We start from the raw sequence: 16,474 nt of genomic DNA, 5'->3' as shown, positions 1-16,474 counted from the left end.
CCCTCTCTCGCATTGCACTGCTCGGTGTGGCCGAGCTTACTCGTATAGCGATCGATACACGAATAGCCTAGCCTCGGACAGGTCGCGCTACGTGAACGAGAGGAAGTCGAATGAAAGCTGTTGTCATCAACGGCAAGGGTGGACCCGAGGTACTCACAGTCGCGGAGATCGACGAGCCCGACGCAGGCCCGGGCGACGTCACCGTGTCGGTGGCTGCGGCAGCCGTCAATCCGGTCGACATCAAGACCCGCTCGGGATTCCTGCCTATCGAACTGACGTACCCCGCGGTCCTCGGTTGGGATCTGTCCGGCACCGTCGTCGCCGTCGGACCATCGGTCACCCGATTTGCACCAGGCGACAACGTGATCGGAATGATCGCGCAACCAGCGCACCGCTTCGGCACCTATGCCGAGCGAGTCGTCGCCGACGAATCACTGCTCGCGCACGCACCTATCGGCATCAGCCTCCAGCACGCCGCAGCAATCCCACTCGCCGCCCTCACCGCCATGCAACTCATCGACAAGACCACCCTCCCTGCGCATTCGACGGTCTTGGTGACGGGTGCGGCCGGTGCGGTGGGCGGCATAGCGTCGGCGCTTCTGTCGATCCGCGGCCACACCGTCGACGCTGTCGCGCGGAAGTCCGATACCGAAAACCTCCTCGCACACGGTATGCGCAGGGTGTTCACGAGTCCCGTCGACCTGCCTGCGGGCGCTTACGACGCCGTGGTCGATACGGCCGGCATCGTCGACGCCATCGACAGCGTGCGCGACGGCGGAGCGTACGTCTCGATCGAGGACGGAAATCAGCCCGAGCCACAGCGCAATATCACGCCGAGTAAGAGCTACGTGAACGAGGACGGGCTGGGGCTCGAGAAATTCGTCTCGCTCGTCTCCGCGGGGACGATCACTGTTCCGGTCGCTCGCCAATGGGAATTCGACCAAGCCCCACAGGCACATTCGCTGCTGGCCGCCGGTGGAACACGAGGAAAGGTGTTGTTGATCCCATGATCGGTGATGCTCGACCCGTCCCCGGTGCGCTATGAAATACGGAATCAATCTTCCCAACTTCGGGCCGCAGATCGACCCGGACGGAATTCTCGCGTGGGCGCGCACTGCCGAATCCGCTGGTTTCGACAACGTGCTGCTTTCCGATCACGTCGTACTGACCGAAGACGCTCACGGCCGCTCGCCGTCACCCTTCTACGAATGCCTGGCGACGCTGTCGTGGCTCGCGGGTCAGACCGACTCCATTCGCCTCGGCAGCGGGGTACTGATCGGAAGCCATCGCCATCCGGCGCATCTGGCTCACGCGACCGCCACAATCGACCGGCTCAGCGGTGGACGACTCATCGTAGGAGTGGGCGTCGGTTGGACGACCCAGGCATTCGATGTGCTGGGTGTTCCCTTCGACCGGCGAGGTCGAATGACCGATTCGACGCTCGAAACTCTGCGTGCAGCATGGTCTTCCGAAACGTACGGGGCCATGGGAGCAAGCGGCACACCCCGCCGAGTTCACACTGGACCGCTACCGCTGCAGACACCGCATCCGCCACTGTGGATCGGTGGCAACGGTGCAGCCGCACTCGACCGGACGAACGCGTTAGGCACCGGCTGGCATCCCCTACACCCCACCCGGCAGCAATGCATCGATGGATCCCGCGCGCTGAACGATGGTAAGGAGTTCGTCCCGCGGATCTTCTTCCTACCCTCTGACGCTTCGGTGCAATCGCCGAACCGCCCGCTCGGCTACGGGTCCACCGAACAAATTCTTGAAGACGTTCAGTTCCTCGCCGAACTAGGCACCGAGACAATCGTTCTCGACACCGACCCTGGAGACCAGAAGCTTCGAAGTTCCACTGCCCACGATCTCGAACTAGTTCGATACGCAGGCGACGTGTTGGGGATGTGAGTCACACGCTCGACAGTGCGAACTATCCGCTCCAACCCCAGTTGTAGGGGTTCACCACGATTCGGTACCAGGTATCGGTGTTCTCGACGTTGGTGCACGGCACCACGATGTACGACTGCGACGCCTTCTCGAGTGACTGCGCCTTGTTGCAAAAGTATTGCGCGCCTTCCCCGGACTGCTCGGCGCGATAGACAGGGCCGTAGTGCCATTCGTCGGCACTGGCGGTTGCAACTCCCATCGTGGCACCGGCGGCGAGCGGAAGCGCCAGAAGTCCGGTCAATACGGCAATACGTCGGCTGATGCGGTTCATTCGAGGGCCTTTCGTGGCGGCACGTCCTGCACAACGTCGCCGGCCGTGGTCCGGCCACCGACTCGATCCGTTCATTGGTGACGTCGCTCGACGGTCGAGTCGCGTTACCGCTCGCGAGAAAACGACGGTCCCGCAGCCCTATCGAACTCGGTATACGGCTTGTCGGCGTCGTCGACGACCGGGACCGTCCTGGGCACACACAGCTATTCACATTGCGGGCCAGTGATGTACCCCTGCTCGCAGCCATACTGCGTTTGTATGTCACCGCTGGTGGGTTCTTCTCCGCAGAGGACGCCGCAGCGCTCATACCCGTTGACGACACCATCGCCGTTGCGGTCTTCGGATTCGTTGTACGGATAGCCGGATTCCGGTGACGGCACCGTAGCTGAACACCTCGGATCGTTCACCGCATAGGACCCATCGGTGAAGACCGCGGTACCGCCGTAATCGCAGTATCTGAACTCGGTAGGTGCAGGGGCGACGTAAGTGTCGCATTCGGCTTCGTACCCCGTCGTTCCGTCTGAATATAAAGCTGTGCCGGACTGGTAGAGGCCCAGGTCTCCACATTGAAAGGTGACCGGTTGGGGCTGAGGAACGGGTGCCTGCGTGGGTGGTGGCGGCGGCGGCTCGACGGTGAGGGTTGGCGGTGCGGATGCCGGACTGGACCCACTCGACACGGGGGAATTGTCGCTCAGAGGCTCGGTTGCGCCGTCGTTTGAGCAGCTCAGGCATGCTAGAGCGATTGCGATGACTGCAATGGACAATCTTCTCGACATAGCCACTCCGAACGAATCAGATAGCGTGGGCCCGTCCCCGACCACAGGCAATGTCGTTCCAGTATGGCAATTGACTGGACGCTGAAGCGCTTGATTCGACACCCGAAATCTGGAGATACGCCTTTGATCCCGGACACAGGGGTGGCGACACGGGATGAATGCGATGCCGCACCTCGGCTGTCCGAGCGCAGTCCGGATGCAACCGCCAAAGATCCTGGCTGCGAGTGCCTGCTCGGATTTACAGCGAGCTAGCTCAGGACACTACGAAGTGCGAGAGGATCGCTTGAACCTCGTAGATGTCGACCTGCTTGGTGAACTGCTTCTGGATAGGAACCGCGTTGCCCGAAATCCAGATTTTCAATTCGGCGTCTAGATCGAAGGTACCGGCAGTTTCGACAGCGAAGTGTGTGATCGAGCGGTAGGGCACGCTGTGGTATTCGACTTTCTTGCCGGTCAGACCTTGTTTGTCGATCATCAGTAGACGACGGTTGGTGAACAGGAAGGCGTCTCGGACCAACTGATACGCCGCGTGGATTTGCTCGCCACCGCCGAGTAGCCGGCTGTACTCCTGATGCGCTGCGACAGGATCGATCTTTCCTGCGTTGCCGATCAGACCGTCCATGAAGCCCATGTGCTCACGCCTCTTCCGCCCAGTCCGCCGCGTGCGGACACCTGAAATCTAGTCGCTGACGAATCCACTCTCGTTACCACACACTCACTTGACCAAGATCTGGATTGGTGCGATCACTCCGAAGTACAGACGCTCTCCGTGCCGATCTGTGCAGCTCGACAGCGTGGTCGCGGTCGCGGATGCTCTGGGGTGCGATATCGCACTGCCCACGCGCGCCGGATCGTTTGTGCCACCGCTGGATTCGACATGATTCAAGCATTCGAGCTACGAGAGGTCGATGCAGCCGATGCCTACCAGGGAAGACCTCTTCTTCCCGATCAACTGACCCGCTCGGGAAACGACATGGTGTTTCGATACGACAGCACCTACCTCGACGACTCATCTGCGTCGAATCGTCACCGAGGCCCGAATTGACGGTCTCCCGCATCCCCCAGTCCGGGCACGATGATGCCCTGATCGTTGAGCTCATTGTCGACGGCGGCACAGACCACGCGGACGGGATGTCCTGACTTCTCCAGCGCTGCAAGTCCTTCGGGGGTCACGACGACACACACGACTACCACGTCGGTTGCCCCGCGAGCGACGAGCAAGTCGATCGTCGCGGTCATGGACCCGCCTGTGGCCAACATCGGGTCGAGAACGAACACCGGTGTGCCGGCGAGATCTGCGGGGAGAGACTCGAGGTACGGCACCGGCTGCAGTGTCTTCTCGTCTCGTGCCATGCCGATGAATCCCACACCGGATCGCGGAATGAGCGCACTCGCCTGCTCCACCATGCCCAGCCCTGCCCGGAGAACCGGAACCAGCAGAGGTGGGTTCGCCAACCGCACACCGGTGGTGCGGGCAACCGGGGTGTCGACCTCGAAGGTGTCCACCGGGGCATCACGCAAAGCCTCGTACACCAACGTGTGTGTCAGCTGCCGCAGCGCCGAACGGAAGGTCGCGTTGTCACTGTGGACGTCGCGCATCGTCGTCAAAAGCGCTGTGGTCAAGGGATGGTCGACTACGTGGGTATCCATGGTCGCAGATTATGGGCCCCTCGTCGGCCATCCGTCCACACGGCTCGCGCTCGCTCGAACTGTCCGAAAGCGACCCCTCAGCGTCGGCAACTTTTGCCCACGACGGGGCCGCGACCGGCACGTTGACTCGGACGCATGACGCTTCGCAACGATCGATTCGAGTTCGACACCGACATGGCTCACCTGTCTCGGAACGCAATCCGATGACGGTCGGACCGCTCTCCGACTGCCTGGTCGTCGACCTGTCACGGGCACTCGCCGGACCCCATGCCGCGATGATGCTCGGGGACCTCGGCGCGCGAGTGATCAAGGTCGAATCGCCCAGCGGCGGTGACGACACGCGAAGCTGGGGCCCACCCTTCGTCGCCGACGACGAGGGCGATCGACACTCGACGTACTTCCTCTCGTGCAATCGCAACAAGGAATCCATCGCACTCGACCTGAAAGCTGTCGACGGCCGAGAAACGCTCACCGCATTGATCCGCCGCGCCGACGTACTCGTCGAGAACTTCCGCCCCGGCGTTCTCGCTCGCCTCGGCTACAGCATGGAGGCATTGCACGAGCTGAATCCCCGTCTGGTGATCCTGTCGATCACCGGTTTCGGCCACGACGGGCCAGAAGGCACGCGCCCCGGTTACGACCAGATCGCTCAGGGCGAAGCAGGATTGATGTCCCTGACCGGGCCGTCGAAGGACGAACCCACTCGGGTCGGCGTTCCCATCGGAGATCTGCTCGCCGGAATGAACGGCGCATACGGCGTCGTGGCCGCATTGCACGAGCGCAACACCACCGGACGCGGCCGCGTCGTGCGAACCAGCCTGTTGGCCTCCATCGTCGGGGTGCACGCATTTCAAGGCACTCGCTACACCGTCGCCGGCGAGGTGCCCCGCCCCACCGGCGGACATCACCCGTCGATCTGCCCGTACGGTCTGTTCCACTCGTCCGAGGGTCTGGTTCAGATTGCCGTGGGCAGCGAGGGATTGTGGCAACGCTTCGCTCCCGCATTCGGATTGGACCGTCCGGAGTGGGCCACCAACCCCCAACGCGTCGACGACCGAGAGGCCGTCATCGCCGCTGTCGATGCCGTTTTCGCGGACTGGCCGACCGACAAACTTCTCGGACTACTCGGTGAGCTCGGCATACCGGCCGGACGCGTCCGCGATCTGGCCGAGGTCTACACCTGGGAACAGACCCGGTCGCAAGGACTGATGATCGACGTCGACCATTCGGCCCTGGGCACCATCACGTTGCCCGGCCCACCGCTGCGCATGGACGAGGATTGCGAGGGTGCCGCGATGCGCACGACGCACGCAGCCCCGCCGACCCTCGACCAGCACGGCGACTCGATCCGCGCCTGGCTCGAGACGACGCCATGACCCGCACCGGCGCGCCGGCCCGGCTCGGCGCGATCGAACTCGTCGAGATGGTCGTCGACGCCGGCAGTTTCGTCCGATGGGACACCGACCCGCTTCCCCCGATCGGGGTGCACGGACCGGCGGATCAGGGCTATCTCGACGAGCTGGCCGCGGCCCGTGAAACGAGCGGCTGCGACGAGTCGGTGTTGACCGGCGAAGCCACCCTCGCAGGGCGCCGGGTGGCACTCGTCCTGTGCGAGTTCGGATTTCTCGCCGGCTCCATCGGAACTGCGGCCGCCGAACGATTGGTACAGGCCGTCGAAAAGGCGACAGCAGAACAGCTTCCGCTGCTCGCCTCGCCGACCTCCGGCGGAACACGGATGCAGGAGGGCACGGTCGCCTTCTTGCAGATGGTCAAGATCTCGGCGGCTATCGCTGCACACAAGTCGGCGGGTCTCGCCTACGCCGTCTACCTTCGCCATCCCACGACCGGTGGAGCACTTGCCTCGTGGGGCTCTCTCGGCCACGTCACTGCGGCCGAACCGGGTGCGCTCCTGGGCTTTCTCGGTCCGCGCGTGTACCAGGCGCTGTACGGCGAAAAGTTTCCCGAGGGAGTGCAGACAGCCGAAAACCTCGCCGCTCGTGGCCTGGTCGACGCGGTGGTCCCTCCCGAGCAACTCCGTGAGGTTGCGATTTCGGCGCTCGCCGTCCTGTGCGCGCCACACGAGCCACCTCCGCCGGTTCCGAACATCCCGTTGGAGCACCTCGACGATGTGCCTGCATGGGAATCCATCCGTCGTTCTCGACGGCCGGAACGGCCGGGAGTACGCCACCTCGTGCGATCGGCCGCGAACACGGTGACGACGTTGCAGGGCACCGGAGCCGGTGAGATCGAGCCCGGATTGTTTCTGGCCCTTGCCAAGTTCGGGGCCTCGGCGTGTGTACTTCTCGGCCAGGACCGCACTTTCGCCGATCAGCCGTTGGGTCCCGCCGGCCTCCGGGAAGCACGACGCGGAATGCGGCTGGCGGAAGAGCTGCAACTCCCCCTCGTCACCGTGATCGACACTGCCGGTGCCGCCTTGAGCAAGGAGGCCGAAGAGGGTGGCCTCGCGGGCGAGATCGCCCGCTGCTTGGTCGAACTCACGACACTGAAGGCACCGACGATCTGCCTGCTGCTGGGCCAGGGTGCCGGCGGCGGCGCACTCGCACTGCTCCCGGCCGATCGGGTGCTGTGTGCCCAGCACGGTTGGCTGTCGCCACTGCCGCCGGAGGGCGCATCGGCGATCAAGTTCCACACCACCGACCGCGCAGCCGAGATGGCAGAGGAGCAGGGCGTGCGCAGCCTGGACCTGCTCCGTAACGGCGTCATCGACCGGATCGTGGCCGAACGGCCGGATGCCTCCGACGAACCTGCGGCGTTCCTGTCTCGCCTCGGTACCGTGCTCGAACACGAGTTGGCCGTACTCCTCGCCGCCGACCCGGCCGCCCTGGCGACCTCCCGGCTGCAGCGCTACCGCTACCTGGGGATGTCCGATAACCAAAAAAGTGCGCTGATTGGGCAAAGCTTGCCAGTGCACCCCCGGTCCACCGGTCGATAACGTTCGTGGGGCGAGCCCCCGCCGCGCGAACGCCGGCCGACTCTGCAGTACCCACAGATCCCGATGAAGGAGATTTCAGTGCCCGACGCAATCGAGGTCCGCAAGGTCCCGCTCCACAACGTGTCCGATGCCAGCGAGCTGGCGAAGCTCATCGACGACGGGGTGCTCGACGCCGACCGGGTCATTGCAGTCATCGGTAAGACCGAAGGCAACGGCGGAGTCAACGACTACACCCGCATCATCGCCGACCGAGCATTCCGCGAAGTGTTGTCCGCGAAAGGAACTCGCAGCGCACACGACGTCGGCGAGGTTCCGATCGTCTGGTCCGGTGGCACCGACGGAGTCATCAGCCCCCACGCCACCATCTTCGCGACCGTCCCGTCGGACAAGGCAGTGCAGACCGAGGAGCCGCGCCTGACGGTCGGCGTCGCGATGAGCGAGCAGTTGATGCCAGAGGACATCGGCCGCACCGCGATGATCACCAAAGTGGCTGCGGCAGTCAAGGATGCGATGGCCAACGCCGGCATCACCGATCCCGCAGACGTGCACTACGTGCAGACCAAGACCCCGCTGCTGACGATTCACACCATCCGCGACGCCAAGAGCCGTGGCAAGACCGTCTGGACCGAGCAGACCCACGAGTCGATGGATCTGTCCAACGGCGGCACCGCTCTCGGTATCGCTGTCGCACTCGGTGAGATCGATATGCCGACCGACGAGGACGTCATGCACAGTCGTGAGCTGTACTCCTCGGTGGCGTCGTGCTCCTCGGGCGTCGAGTTGGACCGTGCGCAGATCGTCGTCGTGGGTAACACTCGCGGAATCGGCGGCCGGTACCGCATCGGACACAGCGTGATGAACGACGCGCTCGATCAGGACGGCATCTGGAACGCGATCAAGGATGCCGGTCTCGAACTCCCCGAACGGCCGCACACCAAGGATCTGGGCGGCAAGCTCGTCAACGTCTTCCTCAAATGCGAAGCAAGCCAGGACGGTACGGTCCGTGGACGACGCAACGCCATGCTCGACGATTCCGACGTCCATTGGCACCGCCAGATCAAGGCGTGCGTCGGCGGCGTCACCGCGGCAGTGACCGGCGACCCAGCGGTCTTCGTGTCGGTCTCGGCAGCGCACCAGGGCCCCGAAGGTGGCGGCCCCGTCGCCGCGATCGTCGACCTCGGATAACGCCGGTTTCGACCTCGAACAGCGCCGCGCGAACCCGACAGTCTCGGGTTCGCGCGGCGTCCGGCCCTCCCTGCTTCTGCGTCTCTCTCGAACGAAGGAACCACCATGGCAACCACCGTCGGACCCGCTGCCGAACTTCTGATGTCCGACGCGGTCGAGCTCAGCGGCAAGATCAAGCGCCGCGAGGTCTCGTGCGTCGAGACCATGACGGCGTACCTCGACCACATCGAGGCACACAATCCGACGGTCAACGCCATTGTCGCCCTTCGTGATCGCGACGAGCTGATGGACGAGGCACGCGAGCGAGATCAGCAGCTCTCGGACGGACAGTATCTCGGGTGGATGCACGGATTTCCCCATGCGGTGAAGGATCTGTCGGCCGCCCGAGGGCTACCGTTCACATCGGGGTCACCGATCTTCGCCGATCGCATCGCCGACGCGGACGATCTGTTCGTCGCCCGCGTGAAAGCGGCCGGTGCCATCGTCATCGGCAAGACCAACACACCGGAATTCGGGTTCGGATCTCAGACGTACAACCCGGTGTACGGAACCACCGTCTCGCCCTACGGCACCTCGCGCACTGCAGGCGGAAGCAGCGGAGGTGCGGCGGCAGCATTGGCCCTGCGCATGCTGCCCGTCGCCGACGGCACCGACTACATGGGATCGCTGCGCAACCCCGCAGCCTTCAACAATGTGGTCGGCTTTCGCCCGTCGTGGGGACGCATTCCCGAGCCCGGCTTCATCGCACAGGGCGCGGTCGCCGGACCGATGGGCCGATCGGTCACCGACGTCGCACATCTGCTGTCGACGATGGCGGGCCCGGATGCCAACGCGCCCCTCGGAATAGACGAGGACCCGGAGATCTTCACCCGCACTCTCGAACGCAGCTTCCGCGGTGCCCGCATCGCGTGGGTCGGAGATTGGAACGGTCACCTGGCTACCGAACCCGGTGTCCTCGATCTGTGCGAGTCGTCGTTCACAGTTTTCGAAGACCTCGGCTGCGCAGTGGAGAGCACCGTGCCGTCGTACGACCCGGCGAAAATCTGGGACTCGTTCCTGACGTGGCGGTGGTGGGCGCAGCTCGGGATGGCCGATCTGTACGAGAACCCGCGCACGAGGGAGCTGATGAAGCCCGAAATGCTGTGGGAGATGGAGCATGCCGTCGCATTGACCGCACTCGATGTCACCAAGGCAGCGCAGGCTCGCAACGACTGGCAGAGCGCACTGACGACATTGTTCGAGACCTACGATTTCGTTCTCGCGCCCACCGCTCAGGTGTTCCCGTTCGACAAGGACCAACACTGGCCGCAGTCCATCGCGGGTCGACCCATGGACACCTATCACCGGTGGATGGAGACGGTGGTGCCCTGGACGATGACCGGTGTTCCTGCCGCCGCCGTCCCGGTCGGATTCGACGATCGGGGTCTGCCGATGGGTGTTCAGATCATCGGCAGGCACGGTGCCGACCGGGCGGTTCTGCAGCTCGCCTACGCCTACGAGCAGGCCTCGCGGTGGGTCGAGCGCGTCCTCCCGCCGGCACTGCACGTCGGCTGATCCCCCGCCGTCGCGACATGCCCCACACAGTATTGTTGAACAATGGATGACATGGTCGGTGCGCTTCGGCCACGAGTACGAGACTTCCCGGCGTCGGCGAGTTACGCGCTCACCGTCGCAGAATTGCTTGCGCTCCCCAGCCTCTCGGGGTCCACTCTTGTCGCAGGCGAGCAGGGACTCGAGAATGTGGTTCGACGCGTCAACGTCATCGAAGTTCCCGACATCCTGCCGTGGGTGAAACCGAACGAACTGCTGTTGACGACGGGTTTCCCACTGCGGCATGCAGATTCGGGCCGCCCGTTCGATGCCGGTGCCCTGGTGGAGCTGGTCGAAGGACTCGCCGAACGCGGCGCGGCAGCGCTCGGAGTCAAAGAAGGACGCTACTTCGGAGACGTGCCCGCTGCGATGATCGAGGCAGCAGATCGACTCGGCCTGCCGCTCTTCCTCATTCGCCGAGATGTCGGCTTCGACGAGGTCATCTCCGAGGTGTTCACACACCTCGTCGACCGGCAGGCGTGGGCGTTGGATATCGCCGATCGCATGCATCGAGCACTGACCTCGATCGTGCTCGAAGGCGGCGATCTACCGCAGATCGCCGATGAGGTCGCCACGCTCTTCGAGGCATCGGTGCTCATCTGCACCCCGGACGGTCGAGTCCAGGCCACAGCAGGAGCAGACGCAGATGTTGCTGCCCTGGAAGAGATGCCCCTGTTCGACCCGTCCGGTCGTCTGCTCACCGAACGGCTCCACGAAGGCCTGCAACCGGTACCGGGCGACAGCGGGCACCGCATTGCCGTCGCACCGATCATCGCGGGCGGCACCGACCACGGACTGATCGTGGCTGTGGCGGCCGCCGAGCGACTCGGTCCCGTCACGATGCAGTCCCTCGAACGCGCGGCCACCGTCGTGGCGTTGGCGGTCATCAAGAAGCTCGCGGTCTCTGCCGTCGAGTCCAAGTTTCGCGGCGACTTCCTGCGGGACGTCCTCAACGGCGCAACCGAATCCCCCGAACAGATCATCGAGTACTGCGCCCAGCTCGACTGGGACGTGGACCGGAGCATGGTGGTCATCGTGGCCCAATTGGACGAGATTGCCGAAGTGGCCGTAAGTAATTCGGCGAAGCCGGCCGTGTCCGGCCGCCTGCCGCAGGAGCGCCTGACCGCGGCATGGCAGCAGGTGGTGCGCAGGCGCGATCGTCGGGCTCCCGTCGTCGGGTTCAGCAACGAGGTCGTCACGCTGATGCCGGCCGAACCCGGCACCGAACGGGAAGTCGTCGAGGATCTGATCGCCTCCGTCGCCGGAGACAAGGGCGGCGGACGAAACTCGTTCGGCGCGGGCGTGAGCCGCGTCATCGACTCCGTTGCCGACATTCCGCGCGCCTACGATCAAGCCCGCAAAGCAGTCGTCGTAGGACGCCGTATGCGCGGAAACGGATCGGTAGCGCATTTCGACAGCCTCGGCGTGCATCGACTGTTGTCACTGGTCACCGACGGAGCCGAGCTGCAGGCCTTCGCAACCGAGGTGTTGGGCTCACTCGCGGGCGACGACGCCGATGCCGTCGACCTGCGCCAGACGTTGCAGGCGCTGCTGGACACCAACTGCAACGTGGCAGAGACCGCCCGCGTCTTGCATTTCCACTACAACACACTCCGCTACCGCATCGGCAAGCTGGAGTCCATCGTCGGCCCGTTCACCACCGATCCGATTCTGCGCCTGGATGTAGCGCTGGCGCTGCGGGTCGCGGAGATGAAGGGGCTGTGACACCACCCGAGGAGACACCCAGTGCCTAAGAGCAATTCGATCGGAGCCGACGCCGTCGCACTCGCGGCAGCAGTGCGCGCCGGCACCGTGTCCGCGCGCGAGGTGACCGAGCAGCACCTCGAACACATCGGCCGAATCAACACCGAGCTGAATGCGATCGTCACCGTCGCAGCCGAATCGGCACTGCTGGCAGCCGACGGAATCGATACCCGCATCGCCCGCGGCGAGCGGGTCGGCGACCTCGCCGGAGTGCCGTTCACGGTCAAGGACCTGATCGCCACCGCCGGAGTTCGCACCACGGCGGGTTCACATGCGCTCGCGGACAACGTCCCTCGCGTCGACGCTCCCGCCGTTGCTCGGATGCGCGCCCAGGGCGCAATCCTGATCGGTAAGACCAACACACCCGAGTTCGGTGCCAGCGGACTCACGCACAACGACCTGTTCGGCTACACCGTCAACCCGCTCTCCCCCGCCGACACGAAGCTGTCACCGGGCGGGAGCAGCGGCGGTGAGTCGGCGGCCATCGCGTCGGGCATGAGCGTGGTGGGACTGGGCACCGATTTCGGTGGCTCGGTGCGGTGGCCCGCGCACTGCACCGGTCTGTGCTCGATCAGGCCGACACCGGGCCGAATCGACTCCGAGGGGCAGTATCCCGGTGTCATGAGCGACAACCGAGTGCTGACGAATCCGGCGACCATGCACGGCACTGTGCAGACCATCGGACCCGTGGCCCGCACTCTCGACGACGTGATCCTGTTGCTGCGCGTGCTGTCGTCGCCGCAATACTCCTGGACCGACCCTGCGAGCGTGAACCTCCGCGAGCTCGATATTCGTTGGGCCACAGGAGAAGGCACGATTCCGGTCGACGCGGAGATCCGCGCTGCCGTCGAGGCCGCAGCACTGCGCACAGAGCCGATCGTCGGATCGGTGACGCCGTACGAGGGCACCGCACTACGCGAAGCTCATGAGCTGTTCACTCGGATGCGGGGCTGCGAAACCCAAACGGACATCGAGCAATACGGCCCCGCCGAGTTCAGCGCCAACATTCGGGCCATTCTGGCTGCCGTCCGAACCACCACCGCCGCAGACGTCGAGGCACTGTGGGCTCGACGCGCCGAGATGCAGCACCAGCTGATGTCCACGATGGGCGACGTCCTGATACTTCCCGTCGCATCGATTCTCGCTCCGCCGCTCGGTGAGACGAGCTTCGAGGTCGACGGTGCAGCTCTGTCGTGGTCGCAGGCGCTGGCGAGCAGCCGAGCGATCAGCATCCTCGGGGTGCCCTCGGTGGTGATTCCCGTTGCCACCTCCAGCGGCGGTCTGCCGATCGGTGTACAGATCATCGCCAAGCCGTGGCACGAGCACCACGCTCTTGCCGTCGCCGCCGCTCTGACGTAGCCCGCGCGGTCCGTCCATCCGTACCGCGACGGCAGGTTCTTACAACGACCCGCTGTCGATTTGGTCGAAATGTGTTTCATGGTCGGCCCGCGCCAGCAACTAGCGTGATGGGCATCACTCATCCGGTCGAAAGGCGGCGGCATGCGCGACATTCTCGACGACGTGGCCCCGTGGGTGCGCGAACGTGAGCCGTTCGCCCTGGCCACGGTGGTACGTACGTGGCAGTCGTCACCGCGCCCTGCGGGTGCTGCCATGGCAGTAGCCGCGTCCGGTCAGGTCATCGGCAGCGTGTCCGGCGGCTGCATCGAAGGTGCCCTGTACGAGCTGGCGAACGACGTCCTGGCCGACGGTATGGCCAGGAGCGAGACCTACCGGGTAGCGGACGACGACGCGATCGGCGTGGGTCTCACGTGCGGCGGCACCATCGAGGTGTTCGTTCGTCTCATCGACAGCGACGCGTGCGCGGCACTCGAAGACGTCGCTCGTCTGGTCTCGAGCGGCGAGCCGGTGGCCGTGCTCACCGACCTCACCACCGGGGCCCCGACGCGGCTGGCGGTTCTGGGAACGGAGGCAACCGTCGATTCCGACGGTCTCACCGACATCGAGTCCGACGGTTCGAGCGTGGGTCTCGCCGTTCTCGACCGACTGCACCGCGGGGAGTCCGGCTTGGACATTCGCATCGCCGACGACGGAGCGCGGTCCGTCATGGTCGAGTTGTTCGGACCACCGCCCCGGATGTATGTGTTCGGTGCCATCGATTTCGCCGCTGCGATGTGTCGCCTTGGCACGTTCGCCGGCTTCACCGTCACCGTCGTCGACGCCCGCCCGGTATTCGCCACCCGAGCACGATTCCCCGACGCGCACGACGTCGTGGTGGCGTGGCCGCACACGTTCCTCACTACTGCGCCGGTGGACGAGCGCACCGTCATCACCGTTCTCACCCACGACGAGAAGTTCGACATCCCGTTGCTCGAGGTTGCGCTGCGTAGTGGTGCCGCCTACGTGGGCGCGCTGGGCAGTCGATCTACCCACCGCCGCCGGGTGGAACTTCTCTGCGAGCGTGGGGTGACCGACAGCGAGCTGGCGCGGCTGCACTCCCCCATCGGGCTGGATCTCGGTGCCTCCACTCCACCGGAAACGGCGATCTCCATCGTGGCCGAGATCCTCAAGGTCTCACGGCAGACGACCGGGCTCGAATTGCGAAGTCTCAGTGGGCCGATCCACCGCGATGCCGCTGCCGAGATCGACGCGACATCACCCGTTCGATCGGCCGTCAGGTGCTGACACTGCACGACGAGCGACGCTCGCCCACCACGGAGGTACCGCATACCGTCGAGACCGTGCTGGGCTCGAACCTGCTGGCGCACGCCACGTTGCTCGCCGGCCGCGCCGGCCTCGGCCGGCCGGTACGCAGAATCAATCATGTCGACGACCCCGCCGGCATTCGGTTCTGGATTCGACCGGGTGACCTGTTGTCCACGACGAGCGAGGCCCTCACGCACCTGACGGAGCCGACGGCAGCGCTGCTGTCCCGAGCTCACTCCCTCGGCGTTGCCGGGATTCTGGTGCGGGTGGACGACGACATCGCCGTTCCGGACTGCGTCGGCGTGAGTGCCGAGAACCTGGGCCTGCCGCTGGTTCAGGTCTGCGGCGAACTCGACCCCGGGCACGATCTCACCGCGGGCCTACGCGACAACGCAAAGACGCAGGCACGAGCGATGTTTCGGTCCGAACGTCTGCGCCGGGCATTGACCGACATCACGCTCGCCGGCGGCGGGGTGGCACAACTGGCATTCGCAACCTCGGTCGAATGCGATGTGGCAGTGTCGATCACCACGGTGGACGGACGCGAACTTGCCTCGGCAGGCAGTGACGACGAACTGTCCGCCCTCCGCACCAGCACCGCCCTCGATCCCACCGGAAGACTGCGCACCGACTCCGTCGACGGCGGCCTCGGTCTTCGTTCGCAACAGGGCAATTCGATCGCGGTATGCGCCATCACTGCCAACGGAATCGACCACGGACGCATCGTCCTGTTCTCCTCACGTCGGCCTCTGACGGAATCGGACCTGCACACTGCCGACGCGGCCGCAGGCGTGTTGGCGATGGTCGTCACTCGCGATCTCGCGCTGTCAGCAGTCGAGGAGAAACACCGATCGAATTTTCTGCGCGATCTTCTCCTGGGCCGAGGCGGCGAGCACGCACACGCGGTGGCGCATGCTCGACGCTTCGGCTGGGATCTCGGCAGGCCGGTGGTGATCGTCGCGATCGAACCGATCCCACACCTCGACGACGAACCGACGCCCGGCCGCAGGCCACTCGTCGATCGGCAGATGTCGGCTTTCGCAGGGGCTCTGGCACAACGAGATCCGCAGGCCGCCATCGCCGCCCTCGGCACCGAGACCGTCATCATCATGGGCGAACGTCCGACGACGGTCGCGGACGTGCACGAGATCGTCGAACGAGTGCACGGAGACGGCGGCGGTGGTCGGCAACCGTTCACGGTCGGGATTTCGCGTCCGTGCACCACGGTGGCCGACATCCCCAGCAGGTACGGCCAGGCGCGTACCGCGTTGAAGGTCGGCCGGCAGGTATCCGGGGACTGGGCCGTCACCACGTTCGACGAACTCGGCGTGTTCCGACTACTGAGCCTGGTGGACAACGTCGACGAGCTCGAATCGTTCACCCGGGAAACCCTGCACGACCTCGCCGGACACGACGACGAGGCACGCGACATGCGCAGAACGCTGGAGACGTTGCTGGCCACCAACATCAACATCGCCGAAACCGCTCGGGCACTGCACTTTCACTACAACACCTTGCGATACCGAATAACGAAACTCGAAAAGATACTGGGCCCCTTCACCGATCGCGCCGATCTACGCCTGGATCTTTCCCTTGCGCTGAAAATCATGGCCATGCGCGGAACCGACCACCACATGTGACGGACCCGCCATCGAGCGCTTGGCAGATTGC

Annotated in this window: 13 protein-coding genes; 10 read left to right on the top strand and 3 right to left on the bottom strand. The window is 64.8% G+C overall.

The annotated features are described in order from the left end of the window. Positions 1 to 110: 110 nt before the first annotated feature. Both CH262_RS25985 and CH262_RS25980 read left to right on the top strand, forming a co-directional pair. Positions 111 to 1,010, top strand: a complete 900-nt coding sequence (locus CH262_RS25985) for an NADP-dependent oxidoreductase (RefSeq protein ID WP_094718828.1) — start codon at positions 111 to 113, stop codon at positions 1,008 to 1,010. Between the two features lie 31 nt (positions 1,011 to 1,041). After that, the gene (locus CH262_RS25980; RefSeq protein WP_094718827.1) at positions 1,042 to 1,911 is read left to right on the top strand and encodes a TIGR03619 family F420-dependent LLM class oxidoreductase; all 870 of its coding nucleotides are present in this window, start codon (positions 1,042 to 1,044) and stop codon (positions 1,909 to 1,911) included. A 22-nt stretch (positions 1,912 to 1,933) separates the two neighbouring features. On the opposite strand, the gene CH262_RS25975 is transcribed toward CH262_RS25980, so the two are convergent. The 3 genes from CH262_RS25975 to upp all read right to left on the bottom strand — a co-directional run bounded on the left by CH262_RS25975 (position 1,934) and on the right by upp (position 4,647). Next, complete coding sequence (locus CH262_RS25975; protein WP_094718826.1) at positions 1,934 to 2,221, bottom strand: hypothetical protein; 288 nt, start codon at positions 2,219 to 2,221, stop codon at positions 1,934 to 1,936. A 1,029-nt stretch (positions 2,222 to 3,250) separates the two neighbouring features. Beyond that, positions 3,251 to 3,628 carry a PH domain-containing protein gene (locus CH262_RS25965; protein ID WP_032384880.1) on the bottom strand — a complete coding sequence of 126 codons (378 nt, stop codon included), beginning with the start codon at positions 3,626 to 3,628 and terminating at the stop codon, positions 3,251 to 3,253. Positions 3,629 to 4,023: 395 nt separating this feature from the next. Beyond that, positions 4,024 to 4,647, bottom strand: coding sequence for a uracil phosphoribosyltransferase (gene upp / locus CH262_RS25960; protein WP_094718825.1), 624 nt, complete (start codon positions 4,645 to 4,647; stop codon positions 4,024 to 4,026). A 203-nt stretch (positions 4,648 to 4,850) separates the two neighbouring features. Between upp and CH262_RS25955 the strand changes: the two genes are divergently transcribed. The 8 genes from CH262_RS25955 to CH262_RS25920 all read left to right on the top strand — a co-directional run bounded on the left by CH262_RS25955 (position 4,851) and on the right by CH262_RS25920 (position 16,443). Then, positions 4,851 to 6,023 (top strand): CaiB/BaiF CoA transferase family protein, encoded by a 1,173-nt coding sequence (locus CH262_RS25955; protein WP_032364454.1) that lies wholly within the window; start codon positions 4,851 to 4,853, stop codon positions 6,021 to 6,023. Further along, positions 6,020 to 7,600, top strand: a complete 1,581-nt coding sequence (locus CH262_RS25950) for a carboxyl transferase domain-containing protein (protein ID WP_094718824.1) — start codon at positions 6,020 to 6,022, stop codon at positions 7,598 to 7,600. The genes CH262_RS25955 and CH262_RS25950 overlap by 4 nt, the downstream gene beginning before the upstream one ends. Positions 7,601 to 7,678: 78 nt before the next feature. Continuing rightward, positions 7,679 to 8,785, top strand: a complete 1,107-nt coding sequence (locus CH262_RS25945) for a ring-opening amidohydrolase (protein ID WP_032375321.1) — start codon at positions 7,679 to 7,681, stop codon at positions 8,783 to 8,785. A gap of 105 nt (positions 8,786 to 8,890) precedes the next feature. Next, positions 8,891 to 10,339 (top strand): amidase, encoded by a 1,449-nt coding sequence (locus CH262_RS25940; protein WP_094718823.1) that lies wholly within the window; start codon positions 8,891 to 8,893, stop codon positions 10,337 to 10,339. Between the two features lie 42 nt (positions 10,340 to 10,381). Further along, positions 10,382 to 12,100 carry a PucR family transcriptional regulator gene (locus tag CH262_RS25935; RefSeq protein ID WP_094718822.1) on the top strand — a complete coding sequence of 573 codons (1,719 nt, stop codon included), beginning with the start codon at positions 10,382 to 10,384 and terminating at the stop codon, positions 12,098 to 12,100. A gap of 21 nt (positions 12,101 to 12,121) precedes the next feature. Then, positions 12,122 to 13,498, top strand: coding sequence for an amidase (locus tag CH262_RS25930; RefSeq protein WP_094718821.1), 1,377 nt, complete (start codon positions 12,122 to 12,124; stop codon positions 13,496 to 13,498). A 141-nt stretch (positions 13,499 to 13,639) separates the two neighbouring features. After that, positions 13,640 to 14,782 (top strand): XdhC family protein, encoded by a 1,143-nt coding sequence (locus tag CH262_RS25925; RefSeq protein WP_094718820.1) that lies wholly within the window; start codon positions 13,640 to 13,642, stop codon positions 14,780 to 14,782. A gap of 56 nt (positions 14,783 to 14,838) precedes the next feature. Continuing rightward, on the top strand, positions 14,839 to 16,443 hold the full coding sequence (locus tag CH262_RS25920) for a helix-turn-helix domain-containing protein (protein WP_256988998.1): 1,605 nt from the start codon (positions 14,839 to 14,841) through the stop codon (positions 16,441 to 16,443). The last annotated feature ends 31 nt before the right edge of the window (positions 16,444 to 16,474 follow it).

The organism is Rhodococcus sp. 05-2255-1e, assembly GCF_002259025.1.
GTDB classification, from domain to species: Bacteria; Actinomycetota; Actinomycetes; order Mycobacteriales; family Mycobacteriaceae; genus Rhodococcoides; species Rhodococcoides fascians.
The sequence above is the reverse complement of the archived record's forward strand: the minus strand, read 5'-3'. Positions and strand labels throughout refer to the sequence as shown.

Coding starts and splice junctions, on each gene's coding strand:
- CH262_RS25950 (WP_094718824.1), top strand. CDS start 6,020: ATGACCCGCACCGGCGCGCCGGCCCGGCTCGGCGCGATCGAACTCGTC.
- CH262_RS25935 (WP_094718822.1), top strand. CDS start 10,382: ATGGATGACATGGTCGGTGCGCTTCGGCCACGAGTACGAGACTTCCCG.
- CH262_RS25925 (WP_094718820.1), top strand. CDS start 13,640: ATGCGCGACATTCTCGACGACGTGGCCCCGTGGGTGCGCGAACGTGAG.
- CH262_RS25955 (WP_032364454.1), top strand. CDS start 4,851: ATGACGGTCGGACCGCTCTCCGACTGCCTGGTCGTCGACCTGTCACGG.
- CH262_RS25985 (WP_094718828.1), top strand. CDS start 111: ATGAAAGCTGTTGTCATCAACGGCAAGGGTGGACCCGAGGTACTCACA.
- CH262_RS25980 (WP_094718827.1), top strand. CDS start 1,042: ATGAAATACGGAATCAATCTTCCCAACTTCGGGCCGCAGATCGACCCG.
- CH262_RS25965 (WP_032384880.1), bottom strand. CDS start 3,628: ATGGGCTTCATGGACGGTCTGATCGGCAACGCAGGAAAGATCGATCCT.
- CH262_RS25940 (WP_094718823.1), top strand. CDS start 8,891: ATGGCAACCACCGTCGGACCCGCTGCCGAACTTCTGATGTCCGACGCG.
- upp (WP_094718825.1), bottom strand. CDS start 4,647: ATGGATACCCACGTAGTCGACCATCCCTTGACCACAGCGCTTTTGACG.
- CH262_RS25975 (WP_094718826.1), bottom strand. CDS start 2,221: ATGAACCGCATCAGCCGACGTATTGCCGTATTGACCGGACTTCTGGCG.